Raw genomic sequence first — 16,617 nt, 5'->3', positions numbered from 1 at the left:
CACCTTGGTCAGCGCTGCGGTCAGCGTCGTCTTGCCGTGGTCCACGTGGCCGATGGTGCCCACGTTCACGTGCGGCTTGGTGCGCTCGAATTTACCCTTAGCCATGTTGTCTCTCTCAAGTTCTGTGATTCGTGATTCGGGAATGGGATCGGCGATCAAAAACCGCCCAATCCCTTACTTAAGTCGTGCTGATCAGGAACCGATGCGAGGTCCGGGAGCAGGTGGAATCCGCCGAGCGGATCCCGAATCCCCACTCCCGAATCCCGTCTATCAACCGCCCTTCTTGATCACGGCTTCGGCGATGTTGTTCGGCGCTTCGGCGTAGTGATCGAATTCCATCGTGAAGGTGGCGCGGCCCTGGGTCAGCGAGCGGATGGTGGTCGCGTAACCGAACATCTCGCCCAGCGGCACCATCGCATTGATGGTCTTGCCCGACGGCGTGTCGTCCTGGCCCTGCAGCAGACCGCGACGGCGGCTCAAATCGCCCATCACGTCGCCGACGTACTCTTCCGGCGTCACGACTTCGACCTTCATCATCGGCTCCAGCAGGACCGGGTCGGCCTTGCGGAAACCTTCCTTGAAGGCCATCGACGCGGCGAGCTTGAACGCCATTTCCGACGAGTCGACGTCGTGGTACGAACCGAACACGAGCTTGACCTTCACGCCCACGACCGGGAAGCCGGCCAGCGGACCGCTGGTGATGGTCTCGCGCAGGCCCTTCTCGATCGCCGGGATGAATTCCTTCGGAATCACGCCGCCAGTGATGTCGTTGACGAACAGGAAATCGTTCTCGACGTCCTCGTTCGCACGATCCTTCTCGTTCATCGGCGACAGCTCGATCACGACGTGACCGTACTGACCCTTACCACCGGACTGCTTGGCGTGCTTGTAATCCGACTTGACGTCCGACTTGCGGATGGTCTCGCGGTACGCAACCTGCGGCTTGCCGACGTTGGCTTCGACGTTGAACTCGCGCTTCATGCGGTCGACGAGGATGTCCAGGTGCAGCTCGCCCATGCCGGCGATGATGGTCTGGCCCGATTCTTCGTCGGTGCGCACGCGGAACGAAGGATCTTCCTGCGCCAGACGGCCCAGGGCGATGCCCATCTTTTCCTGGTCCGACTTGGTCTTGGGTTCGACCGCCATCGAGATGACGGGCTCCGGGAAGACCATGCGCTCAAGCGTGATGATGTGATCCTGCGCGCACAGCGTGTCGCCGGTGGTCACGTCCTTCAGGCCCACGGCCGCGGCGATGTCGCCGGCGCGGACTTCCTTGATTTCGTCGCGCTGGTTGGCGTGCATCTGCAGGATGCGGCCGACGCGTTCCTTCTTCGACTTGACCGGGTTGTACACCTGGTCGCCCGAGTTCAGCACGCCCGAGTAGACGCGGAAGAAGGTCAGCGAACCCACGAACGGGTCGGTCATGATCTTGAACGCCAGCGCCGAGAACGGCTCGGTGTCGGACGCCTTGCGGCTGTCTTCCTTCTCGTCCTCGTCGATGCCGGGGACCGGCGGACGGTCGGACGGCGACGGCAGCAGGTTGATCACGCCGTCGAGCATGGCCTGCACGCCCTTGTTCTTGAACGCCGAGCCGCAGAACACCGGCACGATCTCAACGCGCAGGGTGCGCGTGCGCAGACCGGCGATGATCTCTTCTTCGCTCAGCTCGCCCTCGTTGAGGTACTTGTCCATGAGCTCTTCCGAGGCTTCCGCCGCGGCTTCGACCATGAACGCGCGCGCTTCTTCGGCCTTCGACTGCAGGTCGGCCGGAATGTCGCGGTACTCGAACTTGGTGCCCTGCGATGCGACGTCCCAATGGATCGCCTTCATCTTGAGCAGGTCGACCACGCCCTCGAAGCCTTCTTCGGCGCCGATCGGCACCTGCATCGGAACGGCGTAAGCGCCCAGACGGGCCTTCAGCTGCTCAACGACCTTGTCGAAGTTGGCGCCGGTGCGGTCCATCTTGTTGACGAACGCCATGCGCGGCACGGAGTACTTGTTGGCCTGGCGCCACACGGTCTCCGACTGCGGCTGCACGCCGCCCACGGCGCACAGCACGAACACGGCGCCGTCGAGCACGCGCAGCGAACGCTCGACTTCGATCGTGAAGTCGACGTGTCCGGGGGTGTCGATGATGTTGAAGCGGTGTTCCGGCAGGGACTTGTCCATACCCTTCCAGAACGCGGTCGTCGCGGCGGAAGTGATGGTGATGCCGCGCTCCTGCTCCTGCTCCATCCAGTCCATCGTCGCTGCACCTTCGTGCACTTCGCCGATCTTGTGGCTGACGCCGGTGTAGAAAAGGATGCGTTCGGACGTCGTGGTTTTGCCCGCGTCGATGTGGGCCATGATGCCGAAGTTGCGGTAACGCTCGATGGGAGTGGTGCGAGCCACGGGACCCTCTCGTAAGTTTTCGAATTCCAGATGGCCGGACGCCGCCTCGTGGGCGGCCTCCGGTTCGCTAGGCGGCCTTCAAGCCGCCGCGGCAGCGCGCGACGCGCTGCTGAGGCCCAGGCACTCAGGTGCCCTGGGGCGCTCGGATCACCAGCGGTAGTGAGCGAACGCCTTGTTCGCTTCCGCCATACGGTGGGTCTCTTCGCGCTTCTTGATCGCACCGCCGCGGTTCTCCGAGGCGTCGAGCAGTTCTGCGGCGAGCTTGCGCGGCATGGTGTTCTCGCCGCGCTTGCGCGCCGACTCGATCAGCCAACGCATCGCCAGGGCCATACGGCGCGACGAACGCACTTCGACCGGCACCTGGTAGGTGGCGCCGCCGACGCGACGCGACTTCACTTCGACCGCGGGCGAGACGTTGCCGAGGGCCTTTTCGACCAGCTCGAGCGCGTTCGGGTTCTTCTCCCCGATCACGTCCATGGCGCCATAGACGATCTTCTCGGCGACGGACTTCTTGCCGCTCTGCATGACCATATTGATGAAGCGCGCGATCGTCTCGCTGCCGTGCTTGGGATCGGGCAGGACCGAACGCTGCGGGGTGGAACCTTTACGCGACATGGTGCGTACCTATTCTCGTGATTCTTGACAGACGTGCTTGCGGGCGGCGGCACCGGAGGGCGCGCACCTGGGCAGCTACGCGCTTAGGACTTCGGACGCTTGGCGCCGTACTTGGAACGGCTCTGGCGACGCTTGGCGACACCGGCGGCGTCGAGCGAGCCGCGAACGGTGTGGTAGCGCACGCCCGGCAGGTCCTTGACTCGGCCGCCGCGGATCAGCACCACGCTGTGCTCCTGCAGGTTGTGGCCTTCGCCGCCGATGTACGAAATGATCTCGTAACCGTTGGTCAGACGAACCTTGGCCACCTTACGCAGCGCCGAGTTCGGCTTCTTCGGGGTGGTGGTGTACACGCGGGTGCAAACGCCGCGACGCTGCGGGCAGTTCGCGAGCGCCGGCGAGGCGCTCTTGTAGGTGGTCGCCTGCCGCGGCTTGCGGACGAGCTGGTTGATCGTTGCCATCAGGAACTCTTTGGTGAGGGGCGGTGAAGCCACTACGTTGAGAAGCGAACGGCAAGCCAAGCAAACCCGGCCCACCGAGACGAAAAAGTATAGCCCGCGTTCGACGTTACCGTCAACGCGAGCTATCGGAACAGCCGCCCGCCGCGGGGTTTCCGCGTCGGCACAGCCGTTCTACTACCTGCGATCCCGCCCTGCCCTGGGCCGAACACGAGGCGCTCCATGCGCCTCTTTTCGTGATCTGGGACGTCCCGAGGGACAGTCCGAACTGCTAACTATACGTTACTTGGCGCGATCTTGCCAGCGCCGTCCCGCCGGCCGCCCTCCCGGACGACCGCCCTCCCCCGCGTACGGGAGAGGGTCGGGGCCCAGGCCTCAGGAGGCGCTGGACTCGTCGCCGGCTTCGGTCGCGACCGCGGCGACTTCGGCGACCGGGGCTTCGACGGCCACCGGGGCCGGACCCGCCAGGGCTTCCATCTCGGAGTCGGTCAGACCCGAAGCGTTCTTGCGGCGCTGGGTGTGGTACGCCAGACCGGTACCGGCCGGGATCAGGCGACCCACGATCACGTTCTCCTTGAGGCCGCGCAGGCCGTCGCGGGTACCGCGCACGGCGGCCTCGGTCAGGACGCGGGTGGTCTCCTGGAAGGACGCGGCCGAGATGAACGACTCGGTCGCCAGCGACGCCTTGGTGATGCCCAGCAGCACCGGCTCGTACTTGGCCGGGATTTCGTTGCGGGCCAGCAGGCGGGCGTTCTCTTCGACGAAGCGCTGACGCTCGATCTGCTCGCCGTGCAGGAACTTGCTGTCGCCCTGGTCGGTGATCTCGACCTTGCGCAGCATCTGGCGAACGATCACCTCGATGTGCTTGTCGTTGATCTTCACGCCCTGCAGGCGGTAGACGTCCTGGATTTCCTTGGTCAGGTACACGGCCAGCGGCTCGACGCCCAGCAGACGCAGGATGTCCTGCGGGCTCGGCTCGCCGTCCACGACGGTCTCGCCCTTCTCGACGTGCTCGCCTTCGAACACGATGATCTGGCGGTACTTCGGGATCAGCTCTTCGTGCTCGTCACCGTCGGCCTGCTTGATGATCAGGCGCTGCTTACCCTTGGTGTCCTTGCCGAAGCTGACGATGCCGGAGACCTCGGCCAGCACGGCCGGGTCCTTGGGCTTGCGCGCTTCGAACAAGTCGGCCACGCGCGGCAGACCACCGGTGATGTCGCGGGTCTTCGAGGCTTCCTGCGGGATCTTGGCGACCACGTCGCCGACGCCGACCGCGGCGCCGTCCTGCAGGTTGACGATCGAGCGCGGCGGCAGCAGGTACTGCGCCGGCAGATCGGTACCCGGAATCGACAGGTCCTTGCCGTTCTTGTCGACGATGCGCACGACCGGACGCAGATCCTTGCCCTGCGAGCCGCGACGCTTCGGATCGGTGATCTCGCGCGAGGCCAGGCCGGTCAGTTCGTCGGTCTTCTCGATGACGGTCACGCCATCGACGAAATCGACGAAGCGGATGAAGCCCGCCACTTCCGAGACGATCGGGTGGTTATGCGGATCCCAGTTCGCGACCTGCTGGCCGGCCTTGATCTCGGCGGCGTCCTTGACGCTGATGGTGGCGCCGTAAGGCAGCTTGTAGCGCTCGCGCTCGCGGCCGTGCGGGTCGAGGACCGACAGTTCGCCCGAACGCGACACCGCGACCAGGTGGCCGTTGGCGTGCGCGACGTGCTTGAGGTTGTTGAACTTGATCGAACCGGTGGTCTTGACCGTGACGTTGTCGATCGCCGCCGCACGCGAAGCCGCGCCGCCGATGTGGAACGTACGCATGGTCAGCTGCGTGCCGGGCTCGCCGATCGACTGAGCGGCGACGACGCCGACCGCTTCGCCGTGGTTGACCAGGTGACCGCGGCCGAGGTCGCGACCGTAGCAGTGCGCGCAGACGCCGAAGGCGCTGGTGCAGGTGATGGTCGAACGGACCTTGATCGACTGGACGCTGGCGTCCTCGAGCTTGGCCACCCAGGCTTCGTCGAGCAGGGTGTTGCGGGTGACGATCGGATCCTCGTCGTTGCCCGGCAGGAACACGTCCTCGGCCACGACGCGGCCCAGCACGCGATCGCGCAAGGGCTCGACCACGTCGCCGCCTTCGACGATCGGGGTCATCATCAGACCCTCGACGGTGCCGCAGTCGGTTTCGGTGATCACCACGTCCTGCGCCACGTCGACCAGACGGCGGGTCAGGTAACCCGAGTTCGCGGTCTTGAGCGCGGTATCGGCCAGACCCTTACGGGCACCGTGCGTGGAGTTGAAGTACTCCTGCACGTTCAGGCCTTCGCGGAAGTTCGCCTTGATGGGCGTCTCGATGATCGAGCCGTCCGGACGCGCCATCAGGCCGCGCATACCGGCCAGCTGACGGATCTGCGCCTGCGAACCGCGGGCGCCGGAGTCGGCCATGATGTACAGCGAGTTCATCGACTTCTGATCGACGGCCTCGCCCTTGGCGTTGGTGATGTGATCGGTACCGATCGCGTCCATCATCGCCTTGGCCACGCGCTCGTTGGTGCGCGACCAGATATCGACGACCTTGTTGTAGCGCTCGCCGGCGGTGACCAGGCCCGACTGGTACTGCTGCTGGATTTCCAGCACTTCGCCTTCGGCCTCGGCGACGATGCCTTCCTTTTCCTTCGGGATGATCATGTCGTCGATGCCGATCGAAACGCCGGCGCGGGTCGCATAAGCGAAGCCGGTGTACATCAGCTTGTCGGCGAACACGACCGTGTCCTTCAGGCCCAGCATGCGGTAGCAGCTGTTGATCAGGCGCGAGATGTTCTTCTTGGTCAGCTCGGTGTTGGCCAGCGCGAACGGCAGGCCGTCCGGCAGGATCTCGCGCAGCAGGGCGCGGCCGACGGTGGTGTCGACGATCGAGGTCTTGGGCGTGCGGGTGCCGTCCTCGTTGACCACGATCTCGCTGATGCGGACCTTGACCTTGGCGTGGATCTGCACGACGCGGTTGTCGTAGGCGCGCTTGACTTCGGCGACGTTGGCGAAGGCCATGCCCTCGCCCGCCTTGTTCTCCAGGGCGCGGGTCATGTAGTACAGACCCAGCACGACGTCCTGCGACGGCACGATGATCGGCTCGCCGTTGGCCGGCGACAGGATGTTGTTCGACGCCATCATCAGGGCGCGCGCTTCCAGCTGGGCCTCGAGGCTCAGCGGAACGTGCACGGCCATCTGGTCGCCGTCGAAGTCGGCGTTGAACGCGGTACAGACCAGCGGGTGCAGCTGGATGGCCTTACCTTCGATCAGGACCGGCTCGAACGCCTGGATGCCGAGGCGGTGCAGGGTCGGGGCGCGGTTCAGCAGCACCGGATGCTCGCGGATCACCTCTTCGAGGATGTCCCACACCTCGGCCTCTTCACGCTCGACCAGCTTCTTGGCGGCCTTGATCGTGGTGGCCAGGCCGCGGCGCTGAAGCTTGGCGAAGATGAAGGGCTTGAACAGCTCCAGCGCCATCTTCTTCGGCAGGCCGCACTCGTGCAGGCGCAGGGTCGGGCCGACCACGATGACCGAACGGCCCGAGTAGTCGACGCGCTTGCCGAGCAGATTCTGACGGAACCGGCCCTGCTTACCCTTGATCATGTCGGCCAGCGACTTGAGCGGGCGCTTGTTGGTGCCGGTGATGGCGCGGCCGCGACGGCCATTGTCCATCAGGGCGTCGACCGACTCCTGCAGCATGCGCTTCTCGTTGCGCACGATGATGTCGGGCGCATTGAGTTCGAGCAGGCGGCGCAGGCGGTTGTTGCGGTTGATGACGCGGCGGTACAGGTCGTTCAGGTCGGAGGTCGCGAAGCGGCCGCCGTCCAGCGGAACCAGCGGACGCAGGTCCGGCGGCAGCACCGGCAGCACGGTCATGACCATCCACTCGGGGCGGTTGCCCGACTCGAGGAAGGCTTCGACCAGCTTGATGCGCTTGGTGAGGCGCTTGAGCTTGGTTTCGCTGTTGGTCGAGGCGATCTCCTCGCGCAGCTGGATCATCTCGGCCTGGAGGTCGATCGTGCGCAGCAGGTCGTAGACCGCCTCGGCGCCCATCGCGGCCTCGAAGTCGTCGCCGTGCTCCTGGCGCGCCTGCAGGAACTGCTCTTCGGTCAGCAGGTTGCCGCGCTCGAGCGGGGTCAGGCCCGGCTCGGTCACGACGTAGGCTTCGAAGTACAGGATGCGCTCGATGTCGCGCAGGGTCATGTCCAACATCAGGCCGATGCGCGACGGCAGCGACTTGAGGAACCAGATGTGGGCGACCGGCGAGGCCAGGTCGATGTGACCCATGCGCTCGCGACGGACCTTGGCCAGGGTGACCTCGGTACCGCACTTTTCGCAGACCACGCCACGGTGCTTCATGCGCTTGTACTTGCCGCACAGGCACTCGTAGTCCTTGATCGGTCCGAAGATCGCGGCGCAGAACAGGCCGTCGCGTTCGGGCTTGAAGGTACGGTAGTTGATGGTTTCCGGCTTCTTCACTTCACCGAACGACCACGAACGGATCAGGTCGGGCGAAGCCAGCGCGATCTTGATCGCGTCGAAGTCCAGCGCGGGGCGCTGCTGGTTGAAGAGATTGAGCAAGTCTTTCATTTGAACTCTCCGGGAATCGGGAAAAGAGAAAGGGGAACGTCAGTTCGGGATCCGGTCGGGCTCGGGTCGCATCGGCGCCCTCGCCCGGTTCCGGAGTCCGGATGTCCTCAGTTCTCTTCCAGCTCCATGTTGATCGCGAGCGAGCGGATTTCCTTCACCAGCACGTTGAAGGACTCCGGCATGCCGGCGACCATCTCGTACTCGCCGTCGACGATGTTCTTGTACATCTGGTTGCGGCCCTGCACGTCGTCGGACTTCACCGTCAGCATTTCCTGCAGGGTGTAGGCCGCGCCGTAGGCTTCCAGCGCCCAGACTTCCATTTCGCCGAAACGCTGGCCGCCGAACTGCGCCTTGCCGCCCAGCGGCTGCTGGGTGACGAGCGAGTACGGACCGGTCGAACGGGCGTGCATCTTGTCGTCGACCAGGTGATTCAGCTTCAGCATGTGCATGTAGCCGATCGTGACCGGGCGCTCGAACGCTTCGCCGGTACGGCCGTCGTGCAGGATGGTCTGACCGCTGCTCGGCAGTTCCGCCAGCTCGAGCATGCGCTTGATCTCGACTTCGGCCGCGCCGTCGAACACCGGCGTCGCCATCGGCACGCCGTCGGTCAGGTTGTGGGCCAGCGTCAGCAGCTCTTCGTCGCTGAACTGCTTCAGGTCCACGCGCTGACCATGCACCTTCTGGTCGTGGTTGTAGATGTCGTCGAGGAACTTGCGCAGGTCGGCGATCTTCTGCTGCGCCTCCAGCATGCGCTGGATCTTCTGGCCCAGGCCCTTGGCGGCCCAGCCCAGATGCACTTCGAGGATCTGGCCGATGTTCATACGCGACGGCACGCCCAGCGGGTTCAGCACGATGTCGACAGTCTGACCGTCGGCGGCGTACGGCATGTCCTCGACCGGAACGATGGTCGAGACCACGCCCTTGTTGCCGTGGCGGCCGGCCATCTTGTCGCCCGGCTGGATGCGGCGCTTAACGGCCAGGAACACCTTGACCATCTTCAGCACGCCCGGAGCGAGGTCGTCGCCCTGGGTGATCTTCGAACGCTTGTCGGTGAAGCGGCGTTCGAATTCCTTCTCGTGCGTGTCGATCTGCTTCTGGGCGCGCTCGATGGCGTCGATCGCCTCGTCGTCCTTCATCCGCAGGGTGAACCACTCGGACTTCTTCAGGCCGTTGAGGAACGCCTCGGTGATGGTGTCGCCCTTCTTCAGGCCGGCGCCGCCGTTGGCGACCTTGCCGACCAGCTGCGTGCGCAGACGGGCGTAGATCGCGCTTTCCAGGATGCGGAACTGGTCGTCGAAGTCCTTCTTGACGCGCTTGATCTCGGATTCCTCGATCTGGCGCGCGCGCTTGTCCTTCTCGATGCCGTCTCGGGTGAAGACCTGCACGTCGATGACGGTGCCGTCCATGCCCGGGGGCACGCGCAGCGAGCTGTCCTTAACGTCGGAGGCCTTCTCGCCGAAGATCGCGCGCAGCAGCTTCTCTTCCGGGGTCAGCTGCGACTCGCCCTTCGGCGTGACCTTGCCGACCAGGATGTCGCCGGCGCGGACTTCGGCGCCGATGTAGACCACGCCCGACTCGTCGAGGCGGTTCAGCGCCTGCTCGGAGACGTTCGGGATGTCGGCCGAGATTTCCTCCGGTCCCAGCTTGGTATCGCGGGCGACGCAGGTCAGCTCTTCGATGTGGATCGTGGTGTAGCGATCCTCTTCGACCACGCGCTCGGAGAGCAGGATCGAGTCTTCGAAGTTGTAGCCGTTCCACGGCATGAACGCGACCAGCATGTTCTGGCCGAGCGCGAGCTCGCCGATGTCGGTCGAGGGACCGTCGGCCAGCACGTCGCCGCGGGCGATCACGTTGCCCACCTTGACCAGCGGGGTCTGGTTGATACAGGTGTTCTGGTTCGAACGCGTGTACTTGATCAGGTTGTAGATGTCGACGCCGGCGTCGGTGACGTCGGAGATCTCGTCTTCGTTGACCTTGACCACGATGCGGCCGGCGTCGATCTGCTCGATCACGCCGCCGCGCAGGGCGTTCACGGTCACGCCCGAGTCGCGCGCCACGGCGCGCTCGATGCCCGTGCCGACCAGCGGCTTCTGGCTACGCAGGGTCGGAACGGCCTGACGCTGCATGTTCGCGCCCATGAGCGCGCGGTTGGCGTCGTCGTGCTCGAGGAACGGAACCAGCGCCGCGGCGACCGACACGGTCTGCATCGGCGAGACGTCCATGTAATGGATTTCGCTCGGCGGCTTCAGCAGCGACTCGCCCTGGAAGCGGCAAGCCACGAACTGGTCGGTCATCGTGCCCTTGTCGTCCTGGGTCGCGTTGGCCTGGGCGATGACGTACTCGTTCTCTTCGATCGCCGACAGGAATTCGATGTCGTCGGTGACCTTGCCGTCCACGACCTTGCGGTACGGCGTCTCGAGGAAGCCGTACTTGTTGGTGCGGGCGAACACGGCCAGCGAGTTGATCAGGCCGATGTTCGGGCCTTCCGGCGTTTCGATGGTGCAGACGCGGCCGTAATGGGTCGGGTGCACGTCGCGCACTTCGAAGCCGGCGCGCTCGCGGGTCAGACCGCCCGGGCCGAGGGCCGACACGCGACGCTTGTGCGTGACTTCCGACAGCGGGTTGTTCTGGTCCATGAACTGCGACAGCTGCGAGGAGCCGAAGAACTCCTTGATCGCGGCGGCCACCGGCTTGGCGTTGATCAGCTCCTGCGGGGTCAGGCCTTCGGACTCGGCCATCGACAGGCGCTCCTTGACCGCGCGCTCGACGCGGACCAGGCCGACGCGGAACACGTTCTCGGCCATTTCGCCGACCGAACGCACGCGGCGGTTGCCCAGGTGGTCGATGTCGTCGACGGTGCCGCGGCCGTTGCGGATCTCGGTCAGGACGCGGATCACGTCCAGGATGTCCGAGGTGTCGCCCAGCTCGTTGCGCAGGCGGCCGGACTCTTCGTCCTTGCGCTCGGCGAAGTACTTGGCGTCGTACAGCACCGAAGCGCCGATGGTTTCCTTGCGGCCGATGCGGCGGTTGAACTTCATCCGGCCGACGCCCGACAGGTCGTAGCGCTCGAAGGTGAAGAACAGGTTGTGGAACAGGTTCTGCGCGGCGTCCTTGGTCGGCGGCTCGCCGGGACGCATCATGCGGTAGATCTCGACCAGCGCTTCCAGCTGCGTCTTGGACGGATCGATGCGCAGGGTGTTGGACAGGTACGGGCCGCGATCGAGGTCGTTGACCCAGATCGTGCCGACGGTGTCGATACCGGCCTTGCGGAACGCGGCCAGCTGATCTTCGCTGATCTCGTCGTTGGCCGAAGCCAGCAGTTCGCCGGTCTTGGCGTCGACGACGTCGTTCGACAGGATGCGGCCGACCAGGTACTCGTCGGGCACGGCCAAGGCGGCGACGCCGGCCTGCTCGAGCTGCTTGACGTGGCGCGCGGTGATGCGGCGGCCGGCCTCGACGATGACCTTGTCGCCGTCGGCGAGGTCGAAGTTGAGGGTTTCGCCGCGCAGGCGCTCGGGGATCAGCTCAAGCTGGACGCCTTCCTTGGGATCGATATGGAAGGTGTTGATCTCGAAGAACTGCGCGAGCATCTCTTCGTTGTTGTAGCCGAGCGCGCGCAGCAGCACGGTGACCGGCAGCTTGCGGCGGCGGTCGATACGGGTGAACAGCGCGTCCTTCGGGTCGAACTCGAAGTCCAGCCAGGAGCCGCGGTAAGGAATGATGCGGGCGCTGTACAGCAGCTTGCCCGAGCTGTGGGTCTTGCCGCGGTCGTGGTCGAAGAACACGCCCGGCGAACGGTGCAGCTGCGAGACGATGACGCGCTCGGTGCCGTTGACGATGAAGGTGCCGTTGTCGGTCATGAGCGGAATCTCGCCCATGTAGACCTCCTGCTCCTTCACGTACTTGATGGCCTTGGTCGACGACTCGCGGTCGTAGATCACCAGGCGCACGGTCACGCGCAGCGGGGCGCCGTAGCTGAGGCCGCGGTTACGGCACTCGCGCTCGTCGAACGCCGGATCGCCGAGCTTGTAGCCGACGTATTCGAGCGCGGCGTTGCCGCTGTAGCTGGAGATCGGGAACACCGACTTCAGGGCCGCGTGCAGGCCGCGATCGGCGCGCTTGCCCGGCTCGATGTTCTCCTGCAGGAATTCGCGGTAGGAGTCGACCTGGATGGCCAGCAGGAAAGGCACTTCGAGAATCGACTTGCGCTTGCCGAAGTCCTTGCGGATGCGCTTCTTTTCGGTGAACGAGTACGTCATGGTGAGCTACCGCCTCGGTTTTCTGGTGGGCTTTCAAGACGCCGTTGCGGCGCCTTGGGGCAGATCGCGCGTCCGCGACCGCAAACCCAGAGGGAACGAAGAACTGACAGTGGGAAGTCGCTGGTATTGCCGGCACCAGCACGCCTTCTCCCGCTACTTCACACTGCCAACTCGGGACTTTATTTCCAGTATTTCAACAACGGCCAAAGGCCGGGGACTTTCGTCCCCAGCCTTGGGTGGTCGCCAGTGATGAATCCGGCGACGCGATGCAACTTACTTCACTTCGACGGTCGCGCCAGCGGCCTCGAGGTCCTTCTTCATCTTCTCGGACTCTTCCTTCGAAGCGGCTTCCTTCACGGTCTGCGGAGCGCCTTCGACCAGGTCCTTCGCTTCCTTCAGGCCCAGGCCGGTGATGGCGCGGACGGCCTTGATGACCTCGACCTTCTTCTCGCCGGCGGCCTTCAGGATGACGTTGAACTCGGTCTGCTCTTCGACCGGGGCGGCGGCAGCGGCCGGGCCGGCAGCAGCGACGACCGGGGCGGCGGCAGAGACGCCGAACTTCTCTTCGATCGCCTTGACCAGCTCCATCACTTCGAGAAGGGTCTTCTCGGCGATGGCGTCGACGATCTGTTCGTTGGACAGGGACATGTGATTAACCTTTTAGGAAATTGATCTTACGAATCGGTTCAGTGAGGTATTCGCTGAGCGGACGGCGATTACGCCGTTTCCGCCTCGGCCTGCGCTTGCTCGGCTTCGCCACCGCCGCCCTGCTTGTCGGCCACGGCCTTGACGGCACGGGCAAACATGCTCGCCGGTTCGGCGAGGACGCGCGCCAGCATGGCCAGGGCCTGCTCGCGGGTCGGCAACGAGGCCAGCACTTCGACGTGGCTGCCCGGGTACAGCTGGCCGCCCATGGCGACCACCTTGGCCTGCAGCTTGTCGTTGCCCTTGGCGAATTCCTTGATCAGACGCCCGGCAGCGCCGGGTTCTTCCGTCGAGAACGCATACAGCAGCGGACCGACGAGGGCGTCTTGGGCGCACTCGTATTCGGTACCGGCCACGGCACGCGAAGCCAGGGTGTTCTTGACGACACGCAAGTACACACCGGTTTCACGAGCCTTCTTGCGCATGGCGGTCATTTGAGCGACCGTCGTGCCCGCGTACTCGGCAGCAACCAAGGAGTGAGCCTTCGCGGCGACTTCTGCCAGCTCGGCGACTACTTCTTGCTTCTGAGACAGATTGAGAGCCATAAACACTCCTCTTGTGAACTCCGCTCACGGCTCCTGCCGCTTGCGGTCCTGAGCGGCACCTTCCCTGGCGCCGGGGACGCCTGAGGCGTCCCGGGTGGTGGCCTTTCCTGAAAAAGTTCCAGTAGGGCGGCACCATCTGCGCGGGCCCGGCTCCGAAGAGTCCGAATTAAGCGATCCCGCTAGTACCGACGGCGACTCCTTGCCAGACCGAGCTTCCGTGCCCGTCGTCGATACGCGCTGACCGCGCCTGCGGTCTTTGACGGCTTCGTTCGGGGACTGGCCCCTGGCGATGCCCTCAAAAGTTGTTGCACCCTCCCCCGCCGGGCGGGAGAGGGTTCGTGCGATTACTTCAGCGCCAGCGAGGCCTGGTCCACGGTCACGCCGGGGCCCATGGTCGAGCTGATCGAGATCTTCTGCAGGTACTGACCCTTGGCGGTCGACGGCTTGGCCTTGATCAGGTCCAGCAGCAGCGCCTGCAGGTTGTCCTTCAGCGAGGCGTCTTCGAACGAAGCCTTGCCGATGGTGCAGTGGATGATGCCGGCCTTGTCGGTGCGGTAACGCACCTGGCCGCCCTTGGCGTTCTTGACCGCTTCGGCCGGGTTCGGCGAGACGGTACCGACCTTCGGGTTCGGCATCAGGCCGCGCGGGCCCAGCACCTGGCCGAGCTTACCGACCACGCGCATGGCGTCCGGCGTCGCGATGACGACGTCGTAGTTCAGGTCGCCGGCCTGCATCTTCTCGGCGAGGTCGTCCATACCGACGGCCTCGGCGCCAGCGGCCAGGGCTTCCTCGGCCTTGGCGCCCGCGGGGGCGAACACCGCCACGCGCACGGACTTGCCGGTACCGGCCGGCAGCACGGTCGAACCGCGCACCTGCTGGTCGGACTTCTTCGCGTCCACGCCCAGGCGGACGGCGACGTCGACGGACTCGACGAACTTGGCCTTGGTCGCGGTCTTCACGATCTTGATGGCCTCGTCGAAGGCATAAGCCTTACCCGGGACCACGGCGGCCTTGATTGCTTTTTCGCGCTTGCTGATCGCCATGTCTTAGCCCTCCACCACGAGACCCATGCTGCGGGCCGAACCCGCAATCGTCTTCACCGCCGCTTCCAGGTCGGCCGCCGTCAGGTCGGCTTCCTTCGCCTTGGCGATGTCCTCGAGCTGCTTACGGGTGACCTTGCCGACCTTCTCGGTGTTCGGGCGCTTGGAGCCCGAGCTGATGCCGGCGGCCTTCTTCAGCAGCACCGAAGCCGGGGTGCTCTTGGTGATGAAGGTGAAGGTACGGTCGGAGTACGCGGTGATGATCACCGGGGTCGGGAGACCCGGCTCCAGCTTGGAGGTCGCGGCGTTGAACGCCTTGCAGAACTCCATGATGTTCAGGCCGCGCTGACCGAGGGCGGGGCCCACCGGCGGCGACGGATTGGCCTGACCGGCCTTCACCTGCAGCTTGATGTAACCAACTACTTTCTTAGCCATCTTCTTCTCTCCGGGTGCAAGCGCCTGGGTCTCAGGCTCCCCATCGGACCGGGAATATCACGTGTCCCGGCTTCACGTTTTTTTCAGACGCCGACAGCCGCCTTGCGGCGGCCGTGGTTTCCTGATTCGGTGCGCGCCCTGGGCTGCGCAGCCGGAAAGTATAGCAGGCTTTCTGGAACCCCGCTGGACGGGGCTCCGGGCCCGGTCAGGCCTTCTCGACCTGGCCGAATTCGAGCTCGACCGGGGTCGAGCGGCCGAAAATCAGCACCGCCACGCGCAAGCGGCTCTTGTCGTAGTTGATTTCCTCGACCACGCCGTTGAAATCGACGAACGGGCCGTCGACCACCCGGACCATCTCGCCCGGCTCGAACAGGACCTTGGGCTTGGGCTTCTCGACGCCATCCTGAACGCGCTGCAGGATCATGTCCGCCTCGCGGTCCTGGATCGGCAACGGACGGTCGGCGGTGCCGCCGATGAAGCCCATGACCTTCGGGGTTTCCTTGATCAGGTGCCAGCTCTCGCTGTCGATGCGCGGGATACCGGCCTCGTCGTGGGTGGCGATCTGGACCAGGACGTAGCCCGGGAAGAACTTGCGCTCGGAACGGCGCTTCTGGCCGGAGCGCATCTCGACCACTTCTTCGGTCGGGACCAGGACGTCGCCGAAGCGGTCCTGCATCTCGAAACGCACGATGCGATCGCGCAGCGCCTGCGCCACCGACTTCTCGAAGCCGGAGTAGGCGTGAACGACGTACCAGCGCTTATGTACTTCGGTCATTGCCTCAGTGCCCCAAAATAAACTTGACCGCAGCCTGGATGAGCAGGTCGAAGCCGGCCAGGATCAGGCTGAGGATCGCGACCGCGATCATCACCACCCAGGTGGTGCGCATGGCTTCCTGGCGGGTCGGCCAGACCACCTTGCGCAGCTCGAAGCGCGACTCGGACAGGAATTCGAGCGTCTGACGGCCCTTGGCGCTGGTCAGGAACACGCCGATACCGGCGACCAGGCCGGCGACCACGACCAGCGCACGCAGCGCGGCCGCCCAGTCGGCGAACCAGTAGAACGCGAACACGCCGCCACCGACCAAAAGCACCGCCAGGGCGTACTTGAGGAAGTCGCCGGCGGACGCAGAACCGTGTTGTTCGACCTTGCTGTTCATCCGATCCATCGCGCGGCGCTTGCGCAGCCGCCTTCTTGGTGAAAGTCCGACCGCGAGGGCCGGGCTTGCGCGGAGGGATCCGCATTGCCTGAGTGGCACGCCAGGAGGGACTCGAACCCCCAACCTGCGGTTTTGGAGACCGCTGCTCTGCCAATTGAGCTACTGGCGTATTGCTTCGGACCTAGCCCGCGGGAGCCCCGCAAACTCGGCTTCCTCTTAAACGGCGAAGGCGGACCGTCATTGCCGGCCCGCCGTTCGCGGCTCGCGACGGCCTTGCGACCGTCGCAGAGATCTTACTTGATGATCTTGGCCACCACGCCGGCGCCGACGGTACGGCCGCCTTCGCGAATCGCGAAACGCAGGCCTTCGTCCATCGCCACCGGGTTGATCAGGCTCAC

The 16,617-nt window shown here is 64.9% G+C and carries 12 protein-coding genes, 1 tRNA gene and 1 pseudogene; all 14 read right to left on the bottom strand.

Going from position 1 to position 16,617, the window contains the following annotated elements; all coding sequences use genetic code 11:
* Positions 1-105 (bottom strand): GTP-binding protein (locus ASD78_RS03655; RefSeq protein ID WP_082559638.1); only part of this gene is annotated, 105 nt, incomplete at its 3' end.
* A 165-nt stretch (positions 106-270) separates the two neighbouring features.
* Positions 271-2,391 carry an elongation factor G gene (gene fusA / locus ASD78_RS03650; RefSeq protein ID WP_055902464.1) on the bottom strand — a complete coding sequence of 707 codons (2,121 nt, stop codon included), beginning with the start codon at positions 2,389-2,391 and terminating at the stop codon, positions 271-273.
* Positions 2,392-2,538: 147 nt separating this feature from the next.
* Positions 2,539-3,006: a 30S ribosomal protein S7 gene (gene rpsG / locus ASD78_RS03645; protein WP_055902462.1), complete on the bottom strand. Its 468-nt coding sequence runs from the start codon at positions 3,004-3,006 to the stop codon at positions 2,539-2,541.
* A gap of 83 nt (positions 3,007-3,089) precedes the next feature.
* Positions 3,090-3,464, bottom strand: a complete 375-nt coding sequence (rpsL, locus tag ASD78_RS03640) for a 30S ribosomal protein S12 (RefSeq protein WP_031373762.1) — start codon at positions 3,462-3,464, stop codon at positions 3,090-3,092.
* Between the two features lie 372 nt (positions 3,465-3,836).
* Complete coding sequence (gene rpoC, locus ASD78_RS03635; protein WP_055902460.1) at positions 3,837-8,078, bottom strand: DNA-directed RNA polymerase subunit beta'; 4,242 nt, start codon at positions 8,076-8,078, stop codon at positions 3,837-3,839.
* A gap of 107 nt (positions 8,079-8,185) precedes the next feature.
* Entirely contained in the window at positions 8,186-12,337 is a 4,152-nt protein-coding gene (gene rpoB / locus ASD78_RS03630; protein ID WP_055902458.1) for a DNA-directed RNA polymerase subunit beta, read from the bottom strand.
* A 273-nt stretch (positions 12,338-12,610) separates the two neighbouring features.
* Positions 12,611-12,985, bottom strand: a complete 375-nt coding sequence (gene rplL / locus ASD78_RS03625) for a 50S ribosomal protein L7/L12 (RefSeq protein WP_055902456.1) — start codon at positions 12,983-12,985, stop codon at positions 12,611-12,613.
* A gap of 68 nt (positions 12,986-13,053) precedes the next feature.
* Positions 13,054-13,587, bottom strand: a complete 534-nt coding sequence (rplJ, locus tag ASD78_RS03620; RefSeq protein WP_056098450.1) for a 50S ribosomal protein L10 — start codon at positions 13,585-13,587, stop codon at positions 13,054-13,056.
* 344 nt (positions 13,588-13,931) lie between these two features.
* A complete protein-coding gene (rplA, locus tag ASD78_RS03615) occupies positions 13,932-14,630 on the bottom strand; it encodes a 50S ribosomal protein L1 (RefSeq protein WP_056098448.1) in 699 nt (232 codons plus the stop codon).
* A gap of 3 nt (positions 14,631-14,633) precedes the next feature.
* Positions 14,634-15,062 (bottom strand): 50S ribosomal protein L11, encoded by a 429-nt coding sequence (gene rplK / locus ASD78_RS03610; protein ID WP_055902450.1) that lies wholly within the window; start codon positions 15,060-15,062, stop codon positions 14,634-14,636.
* Between the two features lie 205 nt (positions 15,063-15,267).
* Positions 15,268-15,837, bottom strand: coding sequence for a transcription termination/antitermination protein NusG (gene nusG / locus ASD78_RS03605; RefSeq protein WP_055902448.1), 570 nt, complete (start codon positions 15,835-15,837; stop codon positions 15,268-15,270).
* A 4-nt stretch (positions 15,838-15,841) separates the two neighbouring features.
* Complete coding sequence (gene secE / locus ASD78_RS03600; RefSeq protein WP_055902446.1) at positions 15,842-16,219, bottom strand: preprotein translocase subunit SecE; 378 nt, start codon at positions 16,217-16,219, stop codon at positions 15,842-15,844.
* A gap of 93 nt (positions 16,220-16,312) precedes the next feature.
* Positions 16,313-16,388: transfer RNA gene (locus ASD78_RS03595), tRNA-Trp, on the bottom strand.
* A 124-nt stretch (positions 16,389-16,512) separates the two neighbouring features.
* Positions 16,513-16,617, bottom strand: a pseudogene (locus ASD78_RS19800) (elongation factor Tu); the annotation flags it as partial.

It is taken from the genome of Lysobacter sp. Root667, assembly GCF_001427715.1.
Taxonomy (GTDB): Bacteria; Pseudomonadota; Gammaproteobacteria; order Xanthomonadales; family Xanthomonadaceae; genus Lysobacter.
Note: the sequence above shows the minus strand (reverse complement) of the source record. Positions and strands in the feature narration are given on the sequence as shown.